The organism is Pseudomonas sp. KCJK9000, assembly GCF_046230725.1.
GTDB lineage: Bacteria > Pseudomonadota > Gammaproteobacteria > Pseudomonadales > Pseudomonadaceae > Aquipseudomonas > Aquipseudomonas promysalinigenes.
The window spans coordinates 49,708-75,867 of sequence record NZ_JBJJLN010000015.1 but is presented as its reverse complement, the minus strand read 5'-3'; the positions used below and the strand labels follow the sequence as shown (position 1 = coordinate 75,867).

The window sequence follows — 26,160 nt, the reverse complement described above, 5'->3', positions numbered from 1 at the left end:
CGTCAGCGCAGCCCTTGGCTGCGCAGCGCGCCGGGCGAGAAGTGCGAGGCGCTGGTGACGAGGTCGAAGGTATACGGCTTGGGCTGTTCATTGGTCAGGCCCGAGAGTTGATAGCGGCCAGTGCGCAGATCGTAGATCGCCTCCATGGCATTGACCAAGGCCTGGCCAGTGACGTGGTAATAACTATGAGCCTGGGCCGTGCGCCACAGCCGGCCCTGCTGGTCGAAGAAATCGGCTTCGACGATGGCCCAACTGTCCTCGTCCAGATAATAGCGGCGGCTGGCGTAAATATGCTTGGCTCCAGGCTTGAGCGTACCCACCACTTCCCACACCCGGTGCAGCTCGTAACGGGTGGCCTGCGGCCGGACATGGCCCGGCCCGATCAACGCAGCGTAACCCAGCAGCGGCGAAGCCAGGCGATAGCTGTTGTAGGGCACATGCAGTGTCTTCTTGCCCACCAGGGTCCACTGGTAAAGGTCTGGCGCGCCGTTGAACATATCGCGGCTGTCGGCAGTGCGCAGGCCGGCCGTGCCTGGGGTGATGCTGTCGTACGCCAAGGCAGGGGCACGCCGCACTCGCCGCTGGCTGCTGCTGTACAACCACGACAGGCGCGGCTGCGCCACTTGGTCGAGGGTTTCGTGCAGTACCACCGCATCACCCGCCAGCCGCGACGGGGCGGTCATGCGGTAGCTCAGGTAATACAGCACAGTGCTCGGATCGCCATCGCGCAGCACATCGGGGCGGGCGAACGTCTGCTGAAAGCTCATGGTAGCGTAGCGCCCATCGCCACGTGGGGTGATGCTGTCTGAAACCAGGCTGTAGCTGGCGTTGCGTGGCCGGGTCAGGTGGTTCCACAGCACCTGCAGGCCGTTGCCTGGGTAGGGAAACGCCAGTACGCCAGAAAACCCCGTCAGGCCATTGCCGTCATTGGCCAGCCTTGCACTGACTGCATTGTGCTGGGCCCAAGCCTGCACCTGGGGCGCAACGGCAACACTGCGGTGCGACGGATACACCGGCAGGCGAAACGATTTGGGGTAACGCTCGATCAAGGCCACCTGCCCGGCCGTGAGCTGATCGCGATACTGGCGGTAATTGTCGGCACCGATGATGTACAGCGGCTGCTCGTCGGCGTAGGGGTCCAGCGGTGTGCCATTGGAAGCCAGCGACACCTGCCCACTGCGCAGCCCACCGTCCCAGGCCGGAATGCGGCCATCGGGGCTGGGCCCGCGCTCAGCGCCCACCGGGGTCAGGCTCTGGGGTGTAGGCATGGCTTGGGCGTGCAGGGCCAGCAGGCTGGCATTGACGAGCAGGATACAGCGCAGCAAAGCGGCAGGTTTCATCGCAGTTGGCCTCTTGTTGTTGTGTTGTGCCGGCCGGGCTTGCCTTGGCCCGCCCTTTCGAGGTGATACTAGGAGCCGCGCTTGGAACCTCACAAATAACGTGTTCGGATACGTGCCATATCAGTTCGGCATAGCCTTGGAATTTGCTGCAATGACCTTGAAACAGCTCCGCTATCTGATCGCCATCGTCGAAGCCGGCAGCTTCTCCTCGGCTTCGCGTCGTGCCTACATAGCCCAGCCGGCGCTGAGCCGGCAGATCAGCCTGCTGGAAAGCGAGCTGGAAATGCAGCTGCTCGACCGCCAGCACGATGGCATCGCCCTGACCGATGCCGGGCGCCAGCTTTACGAAGTTGCCCGCCAGGTGGTGCAGAAACTCGACTCGGTGAAAGACGAGCTCAAGTCCAGCCGTGGCGACCCCAAGGGCCATGTCGCCATTTCGATCCCGGCAACTGCCGCCGAATTGCTGTTGCCAGAAATCCTCAGGCGCGCCGAGCAGCGCTTCCCCGGGGTGACGCTGACGGTGTGGGATGGTCTGAGCCGCGAAGGCGGCCAGGCTATCGAACTGGGCCGTGTGGACTTTGGGGTGGTGCCCAATGCCGAGGAACTCGACCATGTCGAGGCCGAGCCGATCTTTACCGAGGCGTTGTACTGGGTCGGCAGCTCAACCCCCGGCACCCCCGACACCATTACCCTGGCCGAAGCCATTGCCACCCGCCTGGTGCTGCCGCCCCGTGGGCTGCACCTGCGCCGGCGCATCGAGCAAGCCGCCATGGAGGCAGGTGTGCCGCTGAACGCCGCCTACGAACAGCAATCGGCGCCCGGCATCGCCAGCCTGGTACGCGCAGGGTTTGCAGCGACCATCAGCAACTGGCCGCCACTGAGCCAACTGCTCGAGCCCACGGCAGCGCGGCGTATCGTCGAGCCCAGCATCAGCCGCACCATTGCCCTGGCGCATTCGCAGCACAAGCCCCTGTCGTTCGCGGCCGGTTGCCTGCGAGACCTGGTGCGCAGCGTGCTGATCGACCTGGTCAACAGTGGTCAATGGCGCGGTGAGCTGATCGGCAGGCAAACCCAGCCGCCGGAGTCGGTACTGGGCGTTCAGCTGGCGGTTTGAGCCCGCACTGGCCGCCCTTGCACATCCGCCCCGTGCAAGCGCTGCAAGGTGCGCTGCGGGTTGAGGCTGACCAGGCCGGCCAGTCCAGCTATCACCAGTACCACGCCGCACACCAGGAAGCCTTGGGCATACCCTGCCGGGTGTGCGGCACCCGCGCCTTGCACCAGCACACCGGTCACTACCGGCGCCGCCAACCCCGCCAGCGAGGCGATGCCGTTGCCCATGGCGAGAATGCCCCCACGCTGGCCTGCGGGGGTGAATTCGGCAAGCATCGCTGGCCCTACCGAGTACATGACCAACGCCAGCCCACCACTGAAGGTCAACGCACTGACCCGCACAGCGGTGCTCAGCCCTGGCAGTACCAACGACGCCGACAGCAGGCCAGCCACTATCAGACAGGCCGAAACAAACACCCCACGGGCCAGCCGCGACGGTAGGCCCTGGCGCATCAGGCGCTGTGAAAGCCAGGCCAGCAGCAGGCTCAAAGGCGTGGTCACAATCACGAACATGACGAAAATCCGCCCGGTCTGCAGCGGGTCGATACCCAGCCCCACCTGCAGGTAGCTGGGCACCCAGGTCAGAGTGAGGGCCAATGACCAGTTGGCAGCGAAGTGGCACAGATAGTTACCCAGCACGCTGGGGTCGCTCAACAACCTGCGGTAAGCGATGGCCGGCTCGTCAGCCTGCAACTGGCTGGCGCGCAAGCGCTCAAGGGTGCCTTCCTGCCCCAGCCGCCACCACAATAGGCACCAGACCAGCCCGATCACGGCCAGGATGATGAAGTTGGTGCGCCAGCCATAATGCTGGCTTACCCAAGGGATCATGGCGCCTGCCACCAATAGCCCCATGGCGCTGCCTGCATGCAGCAGCGCTACCGGCAGATTGCGCCGGTCGTTGGGGAACCACTTGTACAACGCATGGGTGGCGACCGGCGAGGCGGGCCCTTCGCCAATACCGAGCAGCACGCGGCAGGCGATGATCGCCCAGAGTGACGTGGCGAACAGCATCGGTAGCTGGATCAGCGCCCAGAACACACCCATACCCAGCAGCAAGGTACGCGTGGGGCGGCGGTTGGCCATGAACCCCCCGATCACCGCCGAGAGGGCGAAAAACCAATGCAGGGCGCCGCCAATCAGGCCGAACTCGGTTGCCGTCAGGCCCAGCTCTTGGCTCATCGGCACCGCCACCAGGCCGATCACCACCTTGTCGAGAAAGTTGATCAACATCAGCAGCGCCAGCAGCGCGGCCACCAGCCAGGCAGTTCGGGGGTTGGGCAATGAAGAATGCGCAGTCATGGGGAATACTCTTGTTATTGTTGTCAGCATGCAGGCAACAGGCCGCCACTGCGGCCTGCCGGTGGCTCAGGCGGGCATCAGCACCCCTTTTGCGATGGTATTGCGCTGGATCTCGCTGGTGCCGGTGAGGATGCGCATCATTCGGGTGGCGCGGAAAATCCATTCCACCGGATGCCCCTGCATCAAGCCGGCACCACCGTGTACCTGCACCGCCTTGTCAGCGATGCGAAACGCAGCCTCAGAGACGAACAGCTTGCACATCGGCGCCTGGGTGCGGATATCGCCCCCTGCGTCATTCAACTGGGCGGTGGCGTACACCATGCTGCGTGCAGCATGCAGCTCGGTGGCCATGTCGGCGATCATGTGGTTGACCGCCTGGAACATCGCGATCGGTTGACCGAACTGCTTGCGGCTGCGGGCATGCTCGACCGACAGCTTCAGTGCCAGGCCGGCCAACCCCAGCAGGGTCGGGCAATGCAACAGGCGGTTCAGGGTGATGCGGCCCATGGCCAGTTTGAACCCCTGCCCTTGCTCACCAATCAGATTGGCCGCCGGCACCCGCACCTGGTCAAGTACGATGTCGCCGTGGGCACCGCCACCGGACATCACCGAGTAATCGCTCTCGATGCGCACACCTGGGGCCTTGAGGTCGACGAAAAATGCCGAGATACCCTGGGCACCCTGCCCTGGGCCAGTCACCGCCAGCAGCACTGCCAAATCGGCATAGGTGGCACCAGAAATGTAACGTTTGCTCCCGCTCAGTACGTAGTGATCGCCATCGCGCTGTGCCTGGGTGGCAATGGCGCTCGCATCCGAACCGGCCTCAGCTTCGGTCAAGGCAAAGCACACCGCTTTCTCGGCGCGGCACACCGGCTTGAGGAAAGTCTCGACCTGATAGGGGCTGGCCACTTTGAACAGGTGGCCGACCCGCGGTGGTCCCGACAGCTCACCCAGCACGTGCGGCGCGAGCATCGAGCCGGTCAGCACGGTGGCCTCTTTCACCGCACACAGGTCGGCCACGTTCAGGCCGGCTCCGCCCATGCTTTCGGGCAGCATGATGGTATACAGGCCCTGCTCGCTGGAACGCTTCCACACCTGCCGCAGCACAGACTGCGGGTGCGGGCGCGCCCAGTCCAGCTGCGCTTGCTGCTCCAGTGGGCGCACCTGATCGCGGACGAAACCTTCGATCGATTCAATGATCTGCGCAGCCTTTGCACTTGGTTGATACATGATGATGCTCCCAGGTCAGATACGACGTTCGCTGTGTTGCCAGTAGGTGTCCCGGACCAGGCGGCGCACCACCTTGCCATTGGGGTTTTTCGGCAGCTCGTTCACGAAGTCCACGCCGCGCGGCTTTTTGAAGCCAGCCAAGGCGCCAGCGCAACGCTCGATAAGCTCAGCGGCCTGCAATTGCGCACCGGGCTTGAGCACCACCACCGCACGCACCGCCTCGCCCCATTGCGCATCAGGCACACCCACCACTGCCACTTCGAACACTTCGGGGAAGCCGTAGATCACCTGCTCCACCTCGCTGGGATACACGTTGAAGCCACCGGAAATGATCATTTCCTTCTTGCGATCGACGATGAACACGTAACCCTGGTCATCGACCGTCGCCAGGTCACCGGTGAGGTAGTAACCGTCGCGCATGACTTCGGCGGTGAGCGCCGGAGCCCGCCAGTAGCCCTGCATGATGTCGGGGCCTTTGACCACGATCTCGCCAACCTCGCCAGGCGCCACATCTTCGAACGCGTCATTGACCACCCGCAGGTCGGTGTCGAAATAGCAGCGCCCGCAAGAGGCCAGGCGCCGGTAGTCGCCGTCCTCGACCAGGTGGTCTTGCTCGGTCAGTACAGTCACCAGCGAGCAGGTTTCACCGGCCCCGTAGCCCTGCGCAAGAATCGGCCCGAACAGCTCGATGGCCTTTTTCACCAAGGCCGGTGCCATCGGCGCCGCGCCATACATCACAAGCTTCAGGCTGGACAGGTCGTAACGCTCGACGCCTGGGAAATTCACCAGACGGTTGATCATCGCAGGTACCAGGAACAGGCGCGTCACCCGTTCGCGCTGGATGGTCTCCAGCAGCAAGCGGTCGTCGTAGCGATCGAGCAGCAGGTTGCAGGCACCGACTGCCAGCAGAGGCATGATCTGCATGCCACTGGCATGGGTAATGGGCCCGACATGGGCCATGACGTCGCCCGGCTCGGAACGCCGGGTTGGGCTGGCAATGCTTTTGCGCACCAGTGCCTTGCGGTTACCGAACGACAGCATGGCGGCCTTGAGCACACCGGAGCTGCCTGAGGTGTAATGCAGAACGGCCAGCGCATCGTCGGCCGGGTCTTGTGCCTGCGCGCTATCGCTGCCACGCTCGAGCAACGCGGCATAGCTCAGGTCACCGCCATCCCCGTCCAGCACAATCACCTGGCGCAACAGTGGCAACTGCTCACGCCGTGCTGCCAGCGCCTGGGCGAAGCGAGCGTCGGTGATCACGGCAACACTGCAGGAGTCTTCCAGCACCCGCACCACTTCATCCAAAGACAGGCGTGCATTGATTGGCACCTTGACCATCGCCGCCTTGTACAGCGCCACTTCAGCCTCCACCAGCTCCACGCGGTTGGCGGCAAGAATCGCGACATGCTCGCCAGCGGCCAACCCCAGCGTTCCCAGGCCAGTAGCCAGTCGATTGCTGCGGCGTTCCAGTTGGGCGTAGCTCAGGCGCGTCTGGCTGTCCGCCACGGCGATGTGCTCGGGCCAGTAGCGGGCACTGCGGGTTATGATCTTTCCAAGGTTCACGTTGTTGTTCTCGTCGACAGGAAGACATCGACGATGCTAAACAGCCGTGGGCGGGCAGATGTAATACTAGATTCCGATGCCGGCCATAGCATTATTAGCTGGCGCCGGTTGGCGCACTTGGCGAACGGATGCCGATGGGTACGGCACCCGTTGCTTCAGGTCGGCGCGCCAGTGCTGCGGTGGTCAGCCTCGTCCGTAGCCCTTGCTATTACGCGGCGGTTCAAACGCTTCGTTAAGTTCGGGCAACGCGGTCACTTTGATCGAGCGCACGGGTACAGCGAACCTGGCGCCTATGCGCGAAAAGCATTCGAGCAAGCGGAAATTGATCGCCTGCTGAATATCCATGTACATGTTGTACCCAGGGTCCTGCACGATGTAGACGCACTCGAACTCCAGCGCCTCCTTGCCAAACCCGCGCAGGTGAGCTCTGTCAAAGCGTGCATGTTCCTGCGCCCGGATAGCCTCTTCCACGATGGCTGGGGCTTTTTTCACCGCCTCTGTGGGCGTGTCGTAAGACAATCCGAACTCGAAGACAATCCGCCGCTCCTGCAGCCGCTTGTAGTTCTGGATGGTACTGCTGATCATGCTCGCATTGGCCATGACGATCTGCTCACCACCCAGGCTGCGGATACGGGTAGTTTTGAGCCCCACATGCTCAACGGTGCCGGCCAGTGAGCCAATGACGATGAAATCTCCCACTTCGAATGGTTTGTCCACGGCAATCGACAGCGAAGCGAACAGGTCGCCTAGTATGTTCTGCACCGCCAGTGCTACCGCGATGCCACCGACACCCAAGCTTGCGATGAAGGCGGTGATGTTGACGCCCAGGTTGGACAACATCGCCAGTACCACGATCGACCACAGCAGCACCCGGGCCCCCCAGGCCGACAACGTCGCCAAGGCGCTGCCTTGGTACAACCCCTGCCCGCCGTGGCGTGTGATGTAGTGAACCAGCCCCAGGGCGATGGCACGGTTGAGCCACAAGCCGATCTGCAGGGCGGCCACTACGAACCACAGGCTGCTGACCCTGTCCAGCCAGCGTTCAGGCAGGTCGAGCATGCTTAGCCCCACCAGCAGCGAAGCCAACAACAACAGCAGGTTGCTGGTGCCGGCCAAGACTTTGGCCAGCACCTGGCTGAGCATCCCGGTAGACTCCACCCGGCGCCGCATGAAGCCTATGGCAGCCCGCGCTACCGTGAAAGTGACAGCCGCAACGCATAGCGCCAACAGCCAATTGAGCACTGATATACCGAACACGCTGTGGTCCGTAACCAAGTCGGTGATGCGCTCGTACATGAGTGTCAAGCCTCCTGAGTGTTTGAGTTGAAGCGGACATGCCTCTTCTCTGACGCCCTATGCTCCCGTGAGGTCGATTGGATGTCCGCTCAGCGATGGCCGGTCGGATCGAAACCGAGCCAGGTGTGCCAGTGCAAGGTGCGTGAGGGTCACTGCACCTTGCACCGCGAAGTGGCGTAAAGCCTCAACTCACCACGTGCAGGTAATGCAGGTGGCGCTCGTATTGATCGAGGATGTCGCCGATAACATCGTCCCGGCTCCAGCCCATGATGTCGTAGTCCTGCCCGCCTTCACGCAGGTGCACTTCTGCGCGGAAGTACTTGCGGCCATCGGTACTGTCGTCGGTATCGCGCATGACGAAGCTGGGCGTATTGAAGGCGCGCGGACGAACCTCGTAGAGGAAGCGCCCTTCCCCGGCATGGGAAAGCTCAAGGGCGACCCGGCCATCCTCACGCTCATTCACGGCCACCTCGTAGCCTTGCTTGCGCAGCTCCAGTGCGACCTCTTCGCAGGCAGGCTTGACCACATCGGCGATGAAGCGCGTAACGTGCGCACGGCGCGGCATCATGGCGATATTGCGCAGGCGGCGCTGCCAGCCACCGTGGGGATGACGGGCATGCCCAGGCCCAGGTAGCGCCTGGTTGCGCAGCCCGCGGCGCGTGGCATCCAAGCTCAGAGCTTTGAACAACCCCCACATGGCTATCAGCAAGATGGCTGCGAACGGCAGGGCCGAGGCGATGGTAGCAGCCTGCAGGGCTTTAAGGCCGTTGGCCAATAGCAGTGCAATGGCCACGGCGCCCATGCTCAGCGACCAGAAAATCCGTTGCCATAGGGGCGAATGGCTCTGCCCCGACGAGGCCAGCATATCGACCACCAAAGCGCCCGAGTCTGCAGAGGTGACGAAGAACACCACCACCATCAGCACCGCGACCAGGGAAATGACCGTGGCAAACGGGAAGTGCTCAAGAAAGGCAAATAGCGCCAGCGAGCTGTCCTGACCGACGACGGTAGCCAAATCTTGTATCCCATCGTTGAGAATCATCCGAATGGCGGAGTCACCGAAGACCGTCATCCACAACAAGGTGAAACCCGCCGGAACGAACAGCACGCCACAAACGAATTCGCGGATGGTACGCCCGCGGGAAATACGCGCGATGAACAAGCCTACGAACGGCGACCAGGACAACCACCAACCCCAGTACAACAGGGTCCACCCACCAATCCAGTCGGTCGGTTCATAGGCATAGAGGTTGAAAGTCTTGTTGACGATATCCGACAGATAGGCGCCGGTGTTCTGGATATAGGTCTGCAACAAGAATACGGTTGGCCCCAGTATCAATACGAATAGCATCAAGATCACCGCCAAGCTCAAGTTGAGCTCGGACAGAATGCGGATGCCTTTATCCAGCCCGCTGGCGACCGACAGTGTGGCCAGGCCGCAAGTTACCGCAATCAGGATTACCTGCACCGTGGCGTTGATGGGTAAGCCGAACAGATGATTCAAACCGCTGTTGATCTGCAGCACGCCATAGCCCAGAGAAGTGGCAACGCCAAACACTGTGCCGAGAATGGCGAAGATGTCGACCGCATGACCAATGGAGCCGTAGATACGCTCCCCAATCAAAGGATACAGCGCTGAACGCAGCGTTAGCGGCAAGCCATTACGGAAACTGAAGTAAGCAAGGATCAACGCCACCATTGCGTAGATCGCCCAGGCATGCAGGCCCCAGTGGAAAAACGTGATCTTCATCGCTTCACGTGCCGCGGCGACGGTGCCGGGCTCCCCGACCGGGGGCATGGTGAAATGCATCACCGGTTCGGCGACCCCGAAAAACATCAGGCCGATACCCATACCCGCAGAAAACAACATGGCGAACCAGCTGCTTTTACCGTAATCCGGCTCGCTGTGATCAGGCCCTAGTTTGATGTCACCGTAGCGACTGACCGCCAGGAACACCACACTGATCAATACCAGCGCAACGGTTAGGATGTAAAACCAACTGGCATTAGTGATGATCCAGCTCTGGACGCTTTCGAACAGGTCTTGGGCATGCGCCTGAAAAGCAGTGGCATACACGACGAGCAAAAATATCAATAGAGCGCTGGTATAGAAGACCGGCGGATTAAGCGTGGTCCTGGGTTTTGGTGCTGCAGTCATTTGCGGCGGTTCTCCTTTGGTAACGGTGTGCACGGCGTGCCAAAGATGACTTGGACCGGCGTTCAACCAACGAAGTGCCAGATCGTTGAACCGTCATTGCTTGAAAATGCCTCAAACCCTAACGCCACCCGCATAAATTCTCAAACACTGGCCTTTGTATATCAGCGGCGGCTGCTTTGTGATGATTTTTGCATGCTGTGAGCTAACGCCCAGCCAAGCCAGCCGTGCAGTGGGCCTGTTGACCATGGTCAAGTCATTGTCTCGTTCAAGCTCATTCTCAATTCATTGATATTGCTTTCACTGAATTTTCACGCCTGCTGCGGCAGTCTTTAGCTATCCCTACGTGTGATAGACCTTGCCCGCCTAGCAGCGGGCTTTCTTTTGCCTGCAGTTTTTCCACGAGCGAGCGCAACGCATCCAATGGCCAGGGTCGATGGGTTCAGGCCAGCTGGATGTACACCGAATAGCTGCCCAGCAGCACCCAGAACACCAGAAAGATCCAAGGCGTGCGTAACGAAAACAGCAGCGATTTTCGATGCCCGGCACGCGAAGTCTCGGCCTCGCAGAACAGCGGCGACTCATCGTAGGCCAGGCCCATCAACGGCTCGCTCTGCAACAGGTGGCTTTGCTTGAGCTGCCAGTGGTCGATGATTCTGTACGCCGCCCGGATACCCGGCCAGGCGTTGAGTGAGCTGAGCACACCCAGCAAAGCGAGAAACGCTGGCACAATCAGCGTGAACATTTCCCCCCAACCATCGTTGAGGTTGCCCATGGCAGAAACAAAGGCGATAACCAAGAAGGACTGCGCCGCCAGGTAGGCATCGGTACGGTTGGCCAGGATGCTGGTTTCGTATTGAATTTCACGCCGATAGAAATCCAGACGCTCCTTGGGCGAACCAAACATCCTGGCATCGTGCTCGTCGATTTCGTGCTCAGGGGTCGTTGGAGTGATGATTCGAGGCACTTGCTGCTCCGCAAATTTGCGCCCAAGCCACGAAAAGGGCTTGAGTCTGACCTCGGTAGAACAAAGGTGAGGCTGCAAATTCAATCGGATTCGTTCAATTGACCGCTCGTCGCTCGATGCTCCGATTGAACCAAACACGTCCCGGCAAGGCTTCTCGAAACCTGTGAGTGCGTTCTCAACCACAGGAGCTCGAATCATGCGTGAATTTCCTACCCCGCCCTTCCCTTCGCAGCCACAAAGCGTGCCGGGCTCACAACGCAAGATGCAGCCGGCTCCTGACTGTGGCGAGCAGTCATACATCGGCCATAACCGATTGGAGGGCAAAATTGCCCTGATCACAGGCGCGGACAGCGGCATCGGGCGCGCGGTAGCCATCGCCTACGCCCGTGAAGGTGCTGACGTGGCCATCGCTTACCTGGATGAGCACGACGACGCCCAGGAAACCGCACGCTGGGTCGAGCAGGCAGGCCGTCGTTGCCTCTTGCTACCCGGGGACCTCGCCCAGAAGCAGCACTGCTACGACATCGTCGAAAAGACTGTCGCAGCGTTCGGGCGCATCGACATTCTGGTCAACAATGCAGCATTCCAGATGTCCCATGAGACCTTGGAAGAAATCGATGATGATGAGTGGGTGAAAACCTTCGATATCAACATCACTGCCATCTTCCGGATTTGCAAGGCGGCGCTGCCGTCCATGCCCAAAGGCGGTTCGATCATCAATACCAGTTCGGTCAACTCCGACGATCCCTCGCAAAGCCTGTTGCCTTATGCGACCACCAAAGGCGCGATTGCCAACTTCACTGCCGGGTTGGCCCAGTTACTGGCCAAAAAAGGCATACGGGTGAACAGCGTCGCACCTGGCCCGATCTGGACGCCACTGATCCCAGCAACCATGCCCGATGAGGCGGTACAGAACTTCGGTTCAGGCTATCCAATGGGGCGGCCAGGCCAGCCGGTAGAGGTGGCACCGATCTATGTATTGCTCGGTTCGGACGAAGCCAGTTACATCAGCGGCTCACGCTATGCCGTGACCGGCGGCAAGCCGATTCTTTAACGCGTGTCGTTCGATGTCGCTGGCATTCAAACTGCCAGCGATCAGCTGCGCTGAACCATGCCGCCGGCGCGGTTCCCAATCTCAGGCAAGTTCATCAATCAATCCGTGACGAGGTAACGCCATGAACGCTATCGACTTACTGATCCAAGACCACAAGCTTGTGAAGAAGCTGCTTGAAGAGCTTTCCACCACCACGGAGCGGGCCGTCAAGAAGCGTGCGGATCTGCTGCACAAGATCGAGCAGGAACTGCAGATTCACACCACTCTTGAAGAAGAAATTCTCTACCCAGCCATCAAGCAAGCCGGCGGTAAGGAAGAAGCCAAGATGTACTACGAGGCCAAGGAGGAACACCGCACGGTAGATGCACTGGTGTTGCCGGACCTGCTGCATACCGAAACCGGCACTGTCGAATTCGCAGGGCGCGTCAAGGTCATGAAAGAACTGCTCGAGCATCATATCGAGGAGGAAGAAAGCGAGCTGTTCCCTACTGCCAAGAAGCTGCTAGGCAAGGACATGCTCGAAGAGCTCGGGCAGGCCATGGAAGTGCAGAAGAAAATGCTCAAGGGTGAGCAGCGGGCAGCCTAGCCGAGCGGTTACCTGCCAGCGTACGCCAGGCTGGCAGGTAGCTTGATGGGCGATCGAACAGCGACTTGGGAACAGCGTCATGGAACATTGGATAAACCTTTTGGAGTGGCCGGCCATGCTGATGACTGTGCTGGCCGCCTGGTGTATTGGCTCACGGCGCCCTGGCCGGCGCAAAATTGGTTTTTGCTGCTTCATCGCAAGCAACGTGTTGTGGGCCGCCTGGGGTTGGCACGCTCAAGCGTGGGCATTGATCATCTTGCAGTTGTGCTTGTGCGCCATGAACTTGCGTGGGTGGAAAAAGAATTCCCAACTGCAGGCCGTGCGCTGAAACCATTGATGGCACCTTCACCTAGCGCGCAGCTACACCAGGGCGCTCATTAATCGGCACCGCTGCAGGCCGGCCCTCGCAGATTGAGATCCGTCCTATTCTGGACGCAGTTGGCACTGGCTAGGCTGGCGCCGATGAAACTTGACCATCTGATCCCAACCGCTCGCTCGACGCTGGCCACGCCCAAGGCGGCCCGCAAGCTGCTGCACCTGTTTGCCTTCAGCCTGGTGGCAAGTGTGTACATCGGTGCCTACAGCTACCTGCGGGTGACGCTGAACCAGGAAATCTCCTCGCGGCGCAGTTACATGAACGAGGCGGTATTCGAGGCCCAGGGGTTCTTCGTCAGCCGCCAGACACTCCTCAAAGGCCTTGGCTTGTCGACCGTTCGTCAGCCTACTCTGGCCGCCGCCCAGGCCAACAATGTGCCTGAAGAAGAGATCCATATCATTCTGGGTGTGGAGCATGAAATCTGGAGCCTCTGGCTGACCCGGCGCATGTTGGACTACCTGCGGGTCAACCATGTCAACCTGCTCTACGTGCCGCAATCTTCTCAAGAACAGGTACAAAGGCTATTCACCGCAGGCGAAGCTGCCCAAGCGCTCCCAACGCAGGTGCTCAAGCAAGTGCGTTCGGCCAACGACAGCCCCTCCTCACAGGAAGAACTGTGGCTCACCGACCCCGCCCAGCCGAACGCTTCGCTGTACATCTTCATACGCATGGACGAGCGCAACCTGGCGTCAGGATGGTTGGGCCTGGAGGTTGACGGCCCCAATTTGATTCAGGCGCTACAACATGACCAGGCAGGTGATTTCAAGCTGCTCGACGCCAGCGGCCGGCTGATCGTGGGCAACGCTGCGCTGCCATCAGGGGGGGATGACTCTGAGGTTGACGCCGCCACCCTTGCAGGCTTCGGCTGGGAGGGCGGCGACTGGTTACCGGAACGCCTGACCATCCGTAAACACCTGGACTATTCGGGTTGGCAGATCGTCTACAGCGTTCAACTGAAATCCTTGCTACCGGCCATGGTACTGCCGCTGGTGATTGCGCTGTTGATCTGTTTGATGGCGACCGTATTCATGGTGTGGCTGGTCAGGCGCATCGATCAGCGCCTTATCGTACCAGCCGCCGCGCGGATCGACGCATTGATCGAAAGCGAAGCCTTTTGTAGCACGGTTATCCGTATCGCTCCCGTCGCACTGTGCGTGCTTCGCCGCAGCGACGGCGCGGTGGTACTGGAAAACCCTCTTTCTGAGCAATGGCTGGGCATGGATGGTGAACGCAGACGGCTATGCCGCCAGTGGATCGAGAACGCTTTCGATGGTGAAGCGCCGCGTAGCAGCATCGATGAACTGCAAACGGCCGATGGGCGTCACCTGTACTTGAGCTATGCGCCAACCCGCTACCAACGTGAGGACGTGCTGATATGCGCGTTCAGCGATATTACCGAACACAAGGCCGCAGAACTTGCCCTGCAACAGGCGCGCATGCTTGCCGACGCCGCCAATGAAGCCAAGACACTGTTCCTGGCGACCATGAGTCATGAAATTCGCACACCGCTGTATGGCGTGCTAGCCACTCTGGAACTGCTGTCTCGCACCCAATTGGACACCCAGCAGCGTGGTTACCTCACGGCGATCGAGGGCTCGTCGGCGACGCTGTTGCAGCTGATCTGCGACGTATTGGATGTTTCCAAGATCGAAGCTGGGCAACTGGCCCTTGAGTTGAGCGCCTTTTCACCCCTGGTGCTGACCCAGGACTTGATCCAAAGCTATACCGGCGCGGCGCAAAGCAAAGGCTTGCAACTGTTTGCCTGCATCGACCCGTCATTGCCAGACCAGGTCAGAGGGGACGTTATTCGCATCCGCCAGATCCTCGGTAACCTGCTGAGCAATGCCGTCAAGTTCACCGAAACCGGGCGCATTGTCGTACGCCTGCAACTGTCGTCCCGCGAGGGCGAACGGGCCATGCTGCAATGGCAGGTGGTCGATACCGGTAAAGGTATCCCCACGCAGGATCAGCGGCAGTTGTTCGAGCCATTCTTCCAGAGCAGCCCTACCGCCAATGTGGTCGCCGGCACGGGCCTTGGGCTGTCCATCTGCAAACGCCTGGTGCATCTGATGAATGGCACGCTCAGAGTGTTCAGTGAACCTGGGCTGGGCAGCAGTTTCTCGTTCACGCTGCCATTGGAGCAGGTCACGCCTGATGCACATCAGCAATGGGCCACAGCGCTGGTCAGCGAGCGGATTTATGTGCAGTCTCAGGTTCAGGAGCTAGCCGAACACACGGCGGGGTGGCTACGCCGCTGGGGCGCACGGGCGCAGTTGGTAGGCCAGGACTCAAACAAGCTCGACCCAACCGCAGTGTTGGTTGAGCTGTGCCCAGGCTTGGCCAGCACTGCGCTCAGGCAAGACTGGAGCGGCCCGCGAATTGTGGTCGCTCAGGACGTGCACGGCATCTTGCAGGTGGACGCACGCACCTGGTCAGCCGGCTTGAACAACCTGCACGCATTGAACCGTGCGGTCAGCCAAGCACTCGGTATGGCCCAGCACGGCGAACCTGCGCCGCTGCGCGAGCCTCAGGAAACCCAGCTGAACCTGCACCTGCTGGTGGCAGAAGACAACATGGTCAACCAGTTGATCCTGCGCGACCAACTAGAAGAGCTGGGCTGCACGGTGGCCCTGGCAAGCGACGGGCTCGAAGCGCTTGCGCTTTGGCAGGACGCAGACTTCGACATCGTCCTGACCGACGTGAACATGCCACGCATGAATGGCTATCAGCTCACTCAGGAGCTTCGCGCGCTCGGCTGCAGCGTGCCGATCATCGGCGCCACCGCCAATGCCATGCTCGATGAGGCAGAGCGTTGCCTTGGGGCAGGCATGGACCATTTTCTCGTCAAACCTTTCACGCTGCATGCGCTGTACCAATGCCTGCAGCCCTATCAGAGAAGCGCGTCTTGAACGTCTATCGTGTATTAATAGTCGAGGACCATCCCTTCCAGCACCAATATCTGACAACCGCTTTCCAAGCGGCGGGAGGGTTCGAAGTCGAGTTGGCATGGGACGGTGCGACCGCCCTGCAGCGCCTTTCGCGCAACCGCTATGACCTTTTGCTGACCGACCTGATGATGCCGCAGATGGACGGCGTACAGCTGGTCCAACAGCTGGCGCAACTTCATCGCCCCCCTGCTCTGGCACTGATGACCGCAGCCTCTCGACGCATGCTGGTAGGTTGCGGCCAGGTAGCCAAGAACCTGGGACTGCAAGTTGCCGGGCTGATATCCAAGCCAGTGCGCGAGGCCGAGATCATTGGCTTGCGCACACGCCTGGACGAGCTCAACGAGCAGGCTCGTGCCTTCAGCAGCAGACCGCGTGGCTGCCGCTCGGGTGATACGCTGGCCAAGGCCTTGCAGAGCGGTGAGATACAGGCCTGGTTCCAACCAAAAATGTCACTGCGCGATGGCAGAATCGTCGGTGCCGAAGCCCTGGCTCGCTGGCTCCATCCCGCCGAGGGGCTACTGATGCCAGGCGCGTTCATTGAGGAAATCGAAAACGCGCAGCTGGATATCGAGTTGCTCACCAGCATTCTGGGCCAGACGCTTTCTGCCCAGGCGCAGTGGGCGCAGATGGGCCTGACATTACCGATTTCGATCAACCTGCCGACGCATCTGCTGGATCAATATGACCTGGTCGACCGGCTGCTCGCCCAAGTCCGCGTCAATCAGGCAGACCCCCGACAGATCACCTTCGAACTCACCGAAAGCTCTACCACGCAGTTGTCCAGCAACTATTACGCTGGAGCCTGCCGCTTGCGGCTGATGGGGTTCGGATTGGCTCAGGATGATTTTGGCAAAGGCTACAGCTCGTACTTTAATTTGGTATCCACGCCGTTTACCGAGCTGAAGATCGACCGCTCGCTGGTGCTGGGCTGCGGCGAAAACGATGGCTTGGCATCAGCGCTGCGCAGCATCACTGAATTGGGGCGAAAACTCGGCTTGGTGACAGTCGCCGAGGGCGCGGAAACCCGCGCCGAGCTTGACGTGCTGCGCCGTGCACAGTGCGACCAGGTGCAGGGGTTCATTATTTCCCCTGCAATTGACAGGGTTGAATTGGCAGCGCTACTCAAGGAAGATGGCCCCCGGCCAGCACTTTCTTGATCGAGTGAGGTCAAACGTTTCAGCTCATGGATGTGAAGCCATTTTCGATGGCGTTCGATGCTAATTGCAGTAGGACCTGCTAGCCCTCAACCCGTCAACGCCGAGCCCATTCATGAAACACGCAAGCTTGCAACTCGATAAGCTGGCGCTGAGTTCTCAGCGCCTGAACAAAGCCTTGCTGCTGCTGGCTGGCTTGGCGCTGCTGCTTTCCAGCACCTGCTACTGGGCTGTGTCTCGGCTACTGGAAGCGGAGCAGCAGCGTGTGGACTTTCACTTCGCGCGGGTCGTTGAGATCATTCACGAGCACGAAACTTTTCTGCGCAACGTGGCTGCAGGTTACCGACAAAGTAGCAGGCCTGCATTACAAGCAGTGCAATCAGTTTCCATAGTCCAGACCAGCCCCCTTGGCGACCAAGTGTTGCTCAAGGCCAAAGGCTTTGAACACTCGCTGCCGTTTTCCCTGGCACACACCAAGGACTTCAGCAAGGAAGACCAGGCCCGTGCTCTGGCGCTGGGCGTACAAATGACCGACTACTACGGCGGCTTCTGGTCAAGCTCCTTCTATGCATCGCCTCAACTGTTCGTTCTTGACCCCGGTGGCAAAGCCAGCCTGGCGATCCCTGGCGCAGAGGTTGCGCGGCAACGTCTGCCCCTGCTGCACGACAAATATGCCGACATCATCAACCGTTTGCAGCAACTCAGGCCTTCGCAAACGTTACTTGCCGATCAGCAAGTGCACTGGATGCGCGCCCCTCTGAAGCTGTACAAGGACCACCGCAGTATCGTCGCGATGATAGGCCTGGATGCTTCCAACGCCCTGCTGCCCCCCGCGCAGGCAACGGGCCTGCTCATCCTCGCCGCGGCCGTGGACACAGCGCAAGTCGACGAATTCGAGCGGTTGCTGCAACTGTCGGCCTACAACCAGTTCACCTTGATTTCACCCCAGGGCGACGTGGTGCTGGGCGCACTGGGTACCGATGAGGCTGTACCGGTAGGGCTCAGCTTCAACCGCCAGGGGCTGCACTTCAAAATGGTTTCCCCGATCGGGGAGCGCTGGACCGGCCTGTATGCCGTTTCGTACCAGGACTTTCTGCGCTATGCCAAATGGCCGCTCATGGGCCTGCTGTTGACCTTCATCGCAGCGATCATCGTCGGCTTGTGGATTAACCGCTGGTACAAATCCCGGATCGTTTTACCGGCCCAGCGGGCCCAGGTGCGCCTGTTCGAGAACGAAGCGTTCAACCGCCTGATGCTGCACAACGCACCGGTGGGTTTGTGCGTGCTGCGCCGCAGCGACCGCAAGCTGCTGCTGGACAATGAGCGTGCCGTGCAACTAGGTGCGACGCCGGCTGTGATCCAGCTACTGGAGAGCCATGATGGCGACCAGGCGCCGGGCGAAACCTGCCTGTTGGTCGACGGCCGCTACGTGCAAGTGGTGGTAGTGGCTGCGCGTTACGAGGGGCAGGACGTGTTTCTCTGTGGCTGTAACGACATCACCCGCCACGTCGACGAAACCTTGATGCTCAACCAGGCGCACCGCCGTGCCACGGCTGCCAATGAAGCCAAGACGGTGTTCCTGGCGACCATGAGCCATGAAATTCGTACACCCCTTTACGGGGTGTTGGGCAACCTGGAGCTGCTGTCACTGACCGAGATGACCGAGCGCCAGCGCCACTACCTGGAGGTCATCCAGGGTTCATCCACCGTGCTGTTTCAGCTGATCAGCAACGTGCTGGATGTGTCGAAGATCGAGTCGGGGCAGATGCCACTCGAAGAAGCACCCTTGGACCCGAGCCAACTGGTCGAGGACGCAGTGGTCGCATTCTCTGCAACGGCGCGCAACAAGGGGCTGGATATCGAAGCTGAGGTGGACCCGCAAGTCCCGTGCCAAATCAAAGGTGATGCCGGTCGGCTTCGGCAGATTCTGCACAACCTGTTGGGCAACGCCATCAAATTCACCGATTCGGGGCGCGTGCGCCTGCGCCTCACCGTTCAAGAGCGCACCGCCGACACTGTCTTGCTGCAATGGCAGGTAACGGACACGGGCGTCGGGATTGCTGAAAAAGCCATGGAGCAGCTGTTCAAACCCTTTTACCAAGTTGCAGCAGGCCAGGACGGCAATGGCGCAGGGCTTGGGCTTTCGATCTGCAAGAAGCTGAGCGAACTGATGGGCGGCAGTATGCGTGTGGTCAGCGAGCCAGGGCTGGGCAGTAGTTTCTCACTGTTGATTTCGCTGCCCGTGGTGGATACCCCGCCACCTGCGCCTGCGACCGCCCTGGTACCCTCGTGCCTGGATGCGCCCTGCCTCAACGTGCGCGTGCTGGTGGCTGAAGACAACCCGGTGAGCCAGGCGGTGCTACGTGAGCAACTCGAAGCCCTGGGCGCACACCCCACCGTCGCCAATGACGGGCAGCACGCTTTGAAGCTTTGGCACACCCAGCCGTTCGACCTGGTCATCACCGATATCAACATGCCGAAGCTCAACGGCTATGAGCTGGCCCAAGCGCTGCGCTCCCAGGGTGTGGATGTGCCAATCATCGGCGTCACCGCCAACGCCCTGCGCGAAGAGGGTCAGCGCTGCCTGGCGATGGGTATGAGCGCCTGGGTAGTCAAACCGCTGAGCCTCGGCATGTTACGTCAGGCCCTAATGTCCCATTGCCGCAAAGCCACCGGGTTGCTGCCAATGCACGCAACCGCGCAACCTGACGCGGTACAGGATCAAGAAGGCTGGATCGAGCTGTCTGCTGCCATGCGTGAACTGATGGCCAAGACATTGATGGCGGATATCGGTCAAATCGAGCAAGGCTTGCTGGAGCTGGACGCCACTGCTGTACGCCAGCGCCTGCATAGCCTCAGTGGCGCACTGGCCAGCGTGCACGCCCAAAGGCTGTACCTGCTTAGCCAGCAACTGGAGGAAGCACTGCACGCAGGCCCCTTGTCTGAACCGCTGGTACAGCAGGTCAGAGCCCTGTGTGCTCGGCTAACGGCAGTGTCGAAATGCCTGAGCGAGCAAGGCTGATGCCACCTACAACCCCAAGAGTATTCGTACATGCCCGATCTGAATGTCGTCATCGCTGATGACCATCCCATTGTCTTGCTCGGCGTGCGCGAAGTCGTCCAGCGCGATGGGCGCTATAGCATCGTGGGTGAAGCGGTCAGCTCCAGCGAGCTGATCGAACAATTACGCAAACATCAGCCCAACCTGCTGATCACCGACTTCAACATGCCCGGCGATGCCACCTATGGTGATGGGCTGAAGTTGATCGAGTACGTGCTGCGTAACTTCCCACAGACCCAGATCCTGGTCCTGACCATGGTCTCCAACAGCCTGATCCTCACCCGGTTGCAGGAACTGGGGGTGGCCGGCGTTATCCAGAAGAACCAACTGCATCAAGAAATCGAGAAAGCGTTGACCGCGCTGAGCAAACAGCGCCGCTATGTAGGCCCTGCAAGCGAGCCCCGGTGGGTGACGGGCGAGCAAGGCCAGGTCGAGGAGCGTTTTCAAAGCCTATCGCCGCGGGAGATGGAGGTGCTACGGCTGTTCGTAACAGGCATGACCGTCAGTGACATTGCACGGCAGCTGTGTCGCAGCAACAAGACGGTAAGCGCACAGAAGGTTTCGGCAATGCGCAAACTGGACGTGGATACAGACCAGGCACTGCTCACCTACTGCATCGAGGCGCGGCAGTTTACTTGAAGGTAGCAGCGCGATCATCGGCACCCTGGGCGGTGGGGTGCACGAAGGTCAGAGATAATCGATGACCATCAACACTTGGGACTGATAGTTACCCACCGCCGGTGGCTGATCCCCAACCATTACCGAGCGGGCGCCCAAGTTCAGGCGCAAGCCAGTGCCAGACACTGCGATGCCCAGCGTTTCATTCAAACGCATGTCCAGGGCTGTAGCCCCTTGACTGTCATCACGCAGGCGCAGGCGCAGGCCCAAGCCGTCAACGGTCGTGCGCAAGGTCACGCCATCGTACGCTGCGGCGGCGGCCACGAATCGTAACTTCACCTGGGTATTTTCGGCGCAGCGAAACTCCAGAGGCACCTCAGCCCATTGTGAAGTGCCGGCCATCAATGTGTTGAGGCTGACCGCCGGCAGGGTAACCGTCTGATTGACCGGAAACAGAGTCGTGCACAAGGGGCGAACCAACGTGCCCGATACACGCACTTCGCTGGCATCGAGCGCATGGCCCATGGCAGGCAGACAAAAAAGCGCGGCAATTGCTGCCTTGACCAGTGGTTTCATTGCAGGCCTCATCGAATTACAGGTAGGTGATGTTCACCACGGCCGAGGCTGAGAATGTGCCCTCGCTGAGGGTGCCTTGGGCAACCAGTTTTGCTGACATCCCAAGGTCGACACTGCCCTGAACATTGCTCACGGTACGAGCAGTTCCGCGAATATTGACGGCGGCATTGTTATCCTTGCGCGTCAATTGATAGCCCAGGTTCGTGCGGCCCGCCGAGGCAATGGTGTCGGTCAGCGCCCCCGAGGCGGTCACCGCGATGGTGAAAGAAGAATTGGGTGGGCAGCTGAGTGTCAGCGGCAGATCGATGGACGGTGCTGCCGCCACTTTGTCGTATTCGATACTGCCGAAGTTTGCGGTGAGCGTTTTCGCGCTGGTTACTGTACAAGGCGGCCGGGTCAAGGTGCCGCTGACATTGATGGTAACGGTGTCGCTTGCGGCTTGCGCGCTCGCACAGACCAGCCAGGAACTTGCAGCGAACAGGAGTGCATATTTCATGGTTGTATCCCTCGGCATCAGAGGTAGGTGATGGTCAATGTGTACTGGCTGGAAAAACTGCCAACTGGCTGTACGCTTGGGCTATTCAATCTTGGTTGAAAGCGCACGCCTAGCGTGTTGCTGCCAGCGTTGAAGTTCAGGGATCGGGTAGTACTGAAATTCACCGCGGCGCCGGTATCTGCCCAATTGCTAACCATGGACAATCCGGCCAGGGTAGTTGCTGAAATACCCGCTGCACTGTCGACAACGCTCTGCGTCGGCGTGAGCTTCACCGTAGCCTGGGTGGCAGACTTACAGGAAAGATCGATATAAGCCGTTTGACTTGCTGCAGAAAAATCGGCGCTGGACAGCGTGCCAAATTGAAGATTTGCAGCATCGGATGAAACCAGGCTACAGGCGGGATTCTCGACCGTGTAGAACATTACGCCTGCGGTAACAGCGTCCGAATAATTTTCCCAACCCAAGGACGTAGCGAATAATCCATATAGGAATACATATTTTCCAGGCTTTGTTCCTGCCACACCCTTAAACACGACCACGGTCTGGAAACGGTAGCCTACTGGCAGAGCGGTGCAGGTGGCAGGCAAACAGACGCCTGCAGTACTCCCCATTCCCCCCTCGCTCACGCGTCTACCGTTAGAACCCACCTCGAACTTCGGTCCCACTGGATTTTGGGTATAGCCTGAGGTGTAGCTGAGGTTCAGGCCTATCGGATATCGCCTGAGGACCTTACAGTCCAGCAGAATGACAAATGAAATATCCTGTCCCGGGCTAACGGCGCCTAAGTCCTGAACGCCAGGCGCACCAGCGGGGCGGGTGCATTGCACGTTATTTTCGATGAATGCCTGAGCGGGGGCAGAGAACAAAACCGCTAAGCAGGCCAGCACTAGCATGCCCAGTGTGTGGCGGGTATCCGGCAAGATCATTTTGATGCCACGGTAACTCATGATTCGTTTCCTCTCGCTGCCGTTTCAGAGGCGCCAGGGCAGCGCATAGTTATTTGCCCAACACCCTCGCCCTTAAGTGCGAAATCATTCAGATCGACCGTTGCCCGACACCAGGTTTTTCCATCGACATCCACGGTGAGCGTCGAGTGCTCGGGCACGCCCGTCATGAACACTCGTCCGTTATCCGCAACCATCGCCGAACTGATAAGTGTGCCGTCCTGGTCATAGAGGTTCGCTTGCGAGGCAAATGGTGCCAACGCGCCCTCGGGCGTTGCCAACTTGATCAACAAGCGCCGGCCATTACGCGTCTCGAAGTTGGCAATTACGAAGGCACCGCGAGTCGGCACAACGTCCTGGACCAAATTACTGATGTCGGTCGTGTCCGACAGCGTGTCGGTATTGAGCGACACTTTGTTAGTCCGGTAAGGCTGGGCCGATGGCAACACCGTATAGCCCGAACTATTGGTGCGCACGCCTCTTCGGGCGCGTATACCCACCCCTTCGGCGCCGGGTGTCGAGACGATGATGTTGGTTTCACCCAACGGCTGGGTAAACATGAAGCTGTCGCTAGTTGCAACCAGCCCCCCCTCGACGCCGTAATCGAGTTGTGTGACGTTCTGATCGGAGGTATAGGAACCGTGCCACACCGCGTTGGCCGCACTGTAGCGCGCAGCCAGCGAGGCTCCGGTCAGCTGATCACCTTGTTGTTTGCGCTGGTTCAACCCCACGTTGTAAGTCAACGCATTATCTTCCAGCACCGAATCCGACATATTGATGTTATTGCTGGCATTGCCCAGCGAGTCATGGCTTGCGCCCGCGCTAACCCGCCGCGATGAACTCACGCCCCCCAAAGGCAGGCTGACACCCAGTGAGATACTTTTCACCGACTGCCCTGCTCCGCTGGTCTGCGCCAGCCCTAATGTGTAGGAAGCGCTGCCCACGCTGAAGTTGTAACCCAGTTGCACGGATGTCGAACTTTTTGCCTGGTTCCAGTAACGGGTCTTGCTGACGTTGGCAAACAGGCTGCCGTAAGTGCTGAACTGCTGGGATACGTTGGCGGTGAACGCACTTTTCATATGGCCGGCAAAGTAATCCGAGGCCACTAGCGCGCTGCCCAGCAGATCATCGTCATAGCGAATGCCGGCAGCAGTGGCCCGCAGGTTCACTGCCTCGTTGAAGCTGTAGTAGCCCGCCGTTGAGTAGCGGTAGCCCAGCAGGCTGAAGTTGGTGTCGGTCGTCTCTATGGATTTAGAGTAGCGAAAACGATAGGACTGCCCCGTTGCAGGCTTGTCCTTGAGCCCTTGGGTGACCGCGTGGGTGACATCCACCGACACGGCCCCGAAGCCTTCGATATCCTGCGCCACGCCAAACAGTGCCGAGTGGTAGTCGGCACTGACGATGCTGCCGGCCAGCAGTGTGGTGCCACTGGCAACACCTCTGCGGTAGCTGGCCTGGGCGAACATGGGTTTGGGCAGGTCCGTCGAGGTGCTGGCAGAGCGGTATTGACCGAGGGTCAGCTCGTAGCTGTGCTGCCCTTCACGCAGCATGTAGGGTACGGAAGAGAACGACTGCGTATAAACCTGGCGATCACCATTGGGCCCTTCGACGGTGACTTCGATATCACCGTTGCTGGGTGTGGAATACAAGTTGCGCAGGGCGAATGGGCCAGACGGCACCCATTGTTCGCTGATGACATAGCCACGCTGACGCAAGGTGACCAGAGAGCGGCCGTTGGCAATCCCACGGATGACCGGCGCGAAGTTCCTGGCGCTGTCAGGCAGCATGTCCAAATCCGTGGCCACACTGACGCCGCGGTAAGAGATGGTGTCGAACAAGTCGCTGCTGGTACTGCCATCACCCACGGACGCAATGGCCATGGTATCGCCGAGCGCACGCTGGACGTAGGTGTCGACCGATTTCCATTCACCGCTGGTGGCGCCGTTTTTCTGATAGGTCGAAAAGTTTCTGAAACGCCAGGCGCCGGCATTGATACCGCTTTGAACGCTGCCAAATTGCGACTCTTGTCGGCTTCTGGTGGTGTCCTGATGACTTGCGCTCAAGGAATAGTTGGCGAACGCCACACGCTCGCCGTCAGACCAGTGTCGGCGACGGACCTCCAGTGGCACCTCGCCGATGAAAGCTTGAGGGACCTGGATATCGAGTTGTTGTTTGCCGAAGACATAGTCATACGTCACACCTGCCAAAGAACCGCTGAAGGCCACGCATTGCGCCTCGTACAGCGAGGCCTTGGCCAGCCGCTCGGCATCGACGCCCAGCTCCTTGAGCGACTCGACGGAAAAACACGGAAACAGCCCAGTCATGGTTTTCGGCTGATCGGAAGGCTCCCGAATGAATCGAACCTCACGCTCATCAATTGCCTTGCCATTGACGGCAAGCCCAATCTTGTACACCCCAGGTAGCTGCCCTTCACTGAGCGCACTGACTTGAGCCGCTACCGCATCGCCGCCGCGGCCGCCACCAATTTCCAGGAAGCTTGGGTCGAAACTGAACTCAGCCTGCACGCTGCAGGTATAGAAGGTGAAAGTGAAAGCAGACATGCGCACAATAGGAATACGGCGCAGCCAATTGTTCGTGCGCCCTTTTCGCATGTCGGACTCCTTGGAATGGGCTTTTTACTGCGAAGCCAGTGTTACGGCCGAAGCCTCGACTGCACTGCCGTATTCATTGATGTAACTCATGGTCAAGCTGTCGCCTGGTTTCGCTTTGATAGTTGCAGTGCCGCGCTGACCGGGCGCAATTACATCCGGCAGCCCTTTTTGTTCTTGACCGTTGATCACCAACTTGCTGACGACGAGGTGGTAGCGCGACGGGTTCTCGAATAAAAGTTGGCCATTGTGCGAATACCAGACCATGCCTTTGGCGGCATCGATCAAGTTGCCAGGTAAACCCTCCGGGCGATAAAACATCTTGATACTGGTCTTGATAGCGATCTGTAGAACATTTTCCCTGCCCGGATCATTACTCTTGGCCGGGATCGCTTTGACGTTGACCGCGAATAAACTTTCCCTGTCGGTCGGTAATTGCTTGGTCTGTACAGCCATGATTCTCAGCATGTTCTGGCTGCCCGGATCCAGGCGGAATAACGGTGGCGTTACGATAAACTTCTCGGTCGCTTCGTCCGTGCCATACTCACTGACCCATGACTGGATGAGATAAGGGATACGGTCATCCACTGTATTGGTGACCGAAAGATTGGCTTCCTTGTCTTTGCCTTGATAAATGACGCGGGTGGCGCCTACGTTTACACCGGCGTGTGCCAGCGTGCTGGACAGGCAGAAGACCACCGAGGCCAGCGTCAACAACTTGCGTTTCATGTGCTTGCGCTCCTTCGTACCAGAGCGCTCGCCAGTGCGAGGCCCTGGT

General features: G+C 59.8%; 20 protein-coding genes. 8 read left to right on the top strand and 12 right to left on the bottom strand.

What is annotated here, in order from left to right; translation table 11 throughout:
• Nucleotides 1-2: 2 nt before the first annotated feature.
• Nucleotides 3-1,340, bottom strand: a complete 1,338-nt coding sequence (locus tag ACK59H_RS09540) for a DUF1329 domain-containing protein (protein WP_060479024.1) — start codon at nucleotides 1,338-1,340, stop codon at nucleotides 3-5.
• Between the two features lie 151 nt (nucleotides 1,341-1,491).
• On the opposite strand from ACK59H_RS09540, the gene ACK59H_RS09535 reads away from it, so the two are divergent.
• Nucleotides 1,492-2,454, top strand: a complete 963-nt coding sequence (locus ACK59H_RS09535; protein WP_060479025.1) for a LysR family transcriptional regulator — start codon at nucleotides 1,492-1,494, stop codon at nucleotides 2,452-2,454.
• On the opposite strand, the gene ACK59H_RS09530 is transcribed toward ACK59H_RS09535, so the two are convergent.
• The 6 genes from ACK59H_RS09530 to ACK59H_RS09505 form a co-directional block, all read right to left on the bottom strand.
• Nucleotides 2,439-3,749, bottom strand: coding sequence for an MFS transporter (locus tag ACK59H_RS09530; protein WP_060479026.1), 1,311 nt, complete (start codon nucleotides 3,747-3,749; stop codon nucleotides 2,439-2,441). The genes ACK59H_RS09535 and ACK59H_RS09530 overlap by 16 nt on opposite strands.
• 66 nt (nucleotides 3,750-3,815) lie before the next feature.
• Nucleotides 3,816-4,979: an acyl-CoA dehydrogenase family protein gene (locus tag ACK59H_RS09525; RefSeq protein WP_060479027.1), complete on the bottom strand. Its 1,164-nt coding sequence runs from the start codon at nucleotides 4,977-4,979 to the stop codon at nucleotides 3,816-3,818.
• A 15-nt stretch (nucleotides 4,980-4,994) separates the two neighbouring features.
• Nucleotides 4,995-6,542 carry an AMP-binding protein gene (locus ACK59H_RS09520; protein ID WP_060479028.1) on the bottom strand — a complete coding sequence of 516 codons (1,548 nt, stop codon included), beginning with the start codon at nucleotides 6,540-6,542 and terminating at the stop codon, nucleotides 4,995-4,997.
• A 183-nt stretch (nucleotides 6,543-6,725) separates the two neighbouring features.
• Nucleotides 6,726-7,838 carry a mechanosensitive ion channel family protein gene (locus ACK59H_RS09515; RefSeq protein ID WP_060479029.1) on the bottom strand — a complete coding sequence of 371 codons (1,113 nt, stop codon included), beginning with the start codon at nucleotides 7,836-7,838 and terminating at the stop codon, nucleotides 6,726-6,728.
• Between the two features lie 184 nt (nucleotides 7,839-8,022).
• Nucleotides 8,023-9,996, bottom strand: a complete 1,974-nt coding sequence (locus ACK59H_RS09510; RefSeq protein WP_060479030.1) for a choline BCCT transporter BetT — start codon at nucleotides 9,994-9,996, stop codon at nucleotides 8,023-8,025.
• Nucleotides 9,997-10,435: 439 nt separating this feature from the next.
• Nucleotides 10,436-10,960, bottom strand: coding sequence for a hypothetical protein (locus tag ACK59H_RS09505; RefSeq protein WP_060479031.1), 525 nt, complete (start codon nucleotides 10,958-10,960; stop codon nucleotides 10,436-10,438).
• Between the two features lie 196 nt (nucleotides 10,961-11,156).
• Between ACK59H_RS09505 and ACK59H_RS09500 the strand changes: the two genes are divergently transcribed.
• From ACK59H_RS09500 to ACK59H_RS09470, 7 genes are all read left to right on the top strand, one after another.
• Nucleotides 11,157-12,014 (top strand): glucose 1-dehydrogenase, encoded by an 858-nt coding sequence (locus ACK59H_RS09500; protein ID WP_060479032.1) that lies wholly within the window; start codon nucleotides 11,157-11,159, stop codon nucleotides 12,012-12,014.
• A gap of 121 nt (nucleotides 12,015-12,135) precedes the next feature.
• Nucleotides 12,136-12,600 carry a hemerythrin domain-containing protein gene (locus ACK59H_RS09495; RefSeq protein ID WP_060479033.1) on the top strand — a complete coding sequence of 155 codons (465 nt, stop codon included), beginning with the start codon at nucleotides 12,136-12,138 and terminating at the stop codon, nucleotides 12,598-12,600.
• A gap of 79 nt (nucleotides 12,601-12,679) precedes the next feature.
• Complete coding sequence (locus ACK59H_RS09490) at nucleotides 12,680-12,928, top strand: hypothetical protein (RefSeq protein WP_060479034.1); 249 nt, start codon at nucleotides 12,680-12,682, stop codon at nucleotides 12,926-12,928.
• 134 nt (nucleotides 12,929-13,062) lie between these two features.
• Complete coding sequence (locus ACK59H_RS09485) at nucleotides 13,063-15,885, top strand: ATP-binding protein (RefSeq protein WP_060479035.1); 2,823 nt, start codon at nucleotides 13,063-13,065, stop codon at nucleotides 15,883-15,885.
• Nucleotides 15,882-17,081, top strand: coding sequence for an EAL domain-containing protein (locus ACK59H_RS09480; protein WP_397468690.1), 1,200 nt, complete (start codon nucleotides 15,882-15,884; stop codon nucleotides 17,079-17,081). Before ACK59H_RS09485 ends, ACK59H_RS09480 begins: the two co-directional genes overlap by 4 nt.
• Nucleotides 17,082-17,193: 112 nt before the next feature.
• A complete protein-coding gene (locus ACK59H_RS09475; RefSeq protein ID WP_060479036.1) occupies nucleotides 17,194-20,100 on the top strand; it encodes a hybrid sensor histidine kinase/response regulator in 2,907 nt (968 codons plus the stop codon).
• Between the two features lie 30 nt (nucleotides 20,101-20,130).
• Nucleotides 20,131-20,778, top strand: a complete 648-nt coding sequence (locus tag ACK59H_RS09470) for a response regulator (protein WP_060479037.1) — start codon at nucleotides 20,131-20,133, stop codon at nucleotides 20,776-20,778.
• Nucleotides 20,779-20,826: 48 nt separating this feature from the next.
• On the opposite strand, the gene ACK59H_RS09465 is transcribed toward ACK59H_RS09470, so the two are convergent.
• Genes ACK59H_RS09465 through ACK59H_RS09445 form a run of 5 tightly spaced genes read right to left on the bottom strand, consistent with a single transcriptional unit; the run spans nucleotide 20,827 to nucleotide 26,111 of the window.
• Nucleotides 20,827-21,333 carry a fimbrial protein gene (locus ACK59H_RS09465; protein ID WP_060479038.1) on the bottom strand — a complete coding sequence of 169 codons (507 nt, stop codon included), beginning with the start codon at nucleotides 21,331-21,333 and terminating at the stop codon, nucleotides 20,827-20,829.
• 16 nt (nucleotides 21,334-21,349) lie between these two features.
• Nucleotides 21,350-21,829: a fimbrial protein gene (locus tag ACK59H_RS09460; RefSeq protein WP_060479039.1), complete on the bottom strand. Its 480-nt coding sequence runs from the start codon at nucleotides 21,827-21,829 to the stop codon at nucleotides 21,350-21,352.
• 17 nt (nucleotides 21,830-21,846) lie between these two features.
• A complete protein-coding gene (locus tag ACK59H_RS09455) occupies nucleotides 21,847-22,776 on the bottom strand; it encodes a fimbrial protein (RefSeq protein ID WP_409264417.1) in 930 nt (309 codons plus the stop codon).
• Nucleotides 22,773-25,385 (bottom strand): fimbria/pilus outer membrane usher protein, encoded by a 2,613-nt coding sequence (locus ACK59H_RS09450; RefSeq protein WP_409264416.1) that lies wholly within the window; start codon nucleotides 25,383-25,385, stop codon nucleotides 22,773-22,775. Before ACK59H_RS09450 ends, ACK59H_RS09455 begins: the two co-directional genes overlap by 4 nt.
• Nucleotides 25,386-25,409: 24 nt before the next feature.
• Nucleotides 25,410-26,111 (bottom strand): molecular chaperone, encoded by a 702-nt coding sequence (locus ACK59H_RS09445; RefSeq protein ID WP_060480459.1) that lies wholly within the window; start codon nucleotides 26,109-26,111, stop codon nucleotides 25,410-25,412.
• Nucleotides 26,112-26,160: the final 49 nt, after the last annotated feature.

Excerpts from the sequence above, each read along its gene's own strand:
- ACK59H_RS09540 (WP_060479024.1), bottom strand. The coding sequence starts at position 1,340 with ATGAAACCTGCCGCTTTGCTGCGCTGTATCCTGCTCGTCAATGCCAGC.
- ACK59H_RS09535 (WP_060479025.1), top strand. The coding sequence starts at position 1,492 with ATGACCTTGAAACAGCTCCGCTATCTGATCGCCATCGTCGAAGCCGGC.
- ACK59H_RS09530 (WP_060479026.1), bottom strand. The coding sequence starts at position 3,749 with ATGACTGCGCATTCTTCATTGCCCAACCCCCGAACTGCCTGGCTGGTG.
- ACK59H_RS09525 (WP_060479027.1), bottom strand. The coding sequence starts at position 4,979 with ATGTATCAACCAAGTGCAAAGGCTGCGCAGATCATTGAATCGATCGAA.
- ACK59H_RS09515 (WP_060479029.1), bottom strand. The coding sequence starts at position 7,838 with ATGTACGAGCGCATCACCGACTTGGTTACGGACCACAGCGTGTTCGGT.
- ACK59H_RS09510 (WP_060479030.1), bottom strand. The coding sequence starts at position 9,996 with ATGACTGCAGCACCAAAACCCAGGACCACGCTTAATCCGCCGGTCTTC.
- ACK59H_RS09500 (WP_060479032.1), top strand. The coding sequence starts at position 11,157 with ATGCGTGAATTTCCTACCCCGCCCTTCCCTTCGCAGCCACAAAGCGTG.
- ACK59H_RS09495 (WP_060479033.1), top strand. The coding sequence starts at position 12,136 with ATGAACGCTATCGACTTACTGATCCAAGACCACAAGCTTGTGAAGAAG.
- ACK59H_RS09490 (WP_060479034.1), top strand. The coding sequence starts at position 12,680 with ATGGAACATTGGATAAACCTTTTGGAGTGGCCGGCCATGCTGATGACT.
- ACK59H_RS09485 (WP_060479035.1), top strand. The coding sequence starts at position 13,063 with ATGAAACTTGACCATCTGATCCCAACCGCTCGCTCGACGCTGGCCACG.
- ACK59H_RS09475 (WP_060479036.1), top strand. The coding sequence starts at position 17,194 with ATGAAACACGCAAGCTTGCAACTCGATAAGCTGGCGCTGAGTTCTCAG.
- ACK59H_RS09470 (WP_060479037.1), top strand. The coding sequence starts at position 20,131 with ATGCCCGATCTGAATGTCGTCATCGCTGATGACCATCCCATTGTCTTG.
- ACK59H_RS09465 (WP_060479038.1), bottom strand. The coding sequence starts at position 21,333 with ATGAAACCACTGGTCAAGGCAGCAATTGCCGCGCTTTTTTGTCTGCCT.
- ACK59H_RS09460 (WP_060479039.1), bottom strand. The coding sequence starts at position 21,829 with ATGAAATATGCACTCCTGTTCGCTGCAAGTTCCTGGCTGGTCTGTGCG.
- ACK59H_RS09455 (WP_409264417.1), bottom strand. The coding sequence starts at position 22,776 with ATGAGTTACCGTGGCATCAAAATGATCTTGCCGGATACCCGCCACACA.
- ACK59H_RS09450 (WP_409264416.1), bottom strand. The coding sequence starts at position 25,385 with ATGCGAAAAGGGCGCACGAACAATTGGCTGCGCCGTATTCCTATTGTG.
- ACK59H_RS09445 (WP_060480459.1), bottom strand. The coding sequence starts at position 26,111 with ATGAAACGCAAGTTGTTGACGCTGGCCTCGGTGGTCTTCTGCCTGTCC.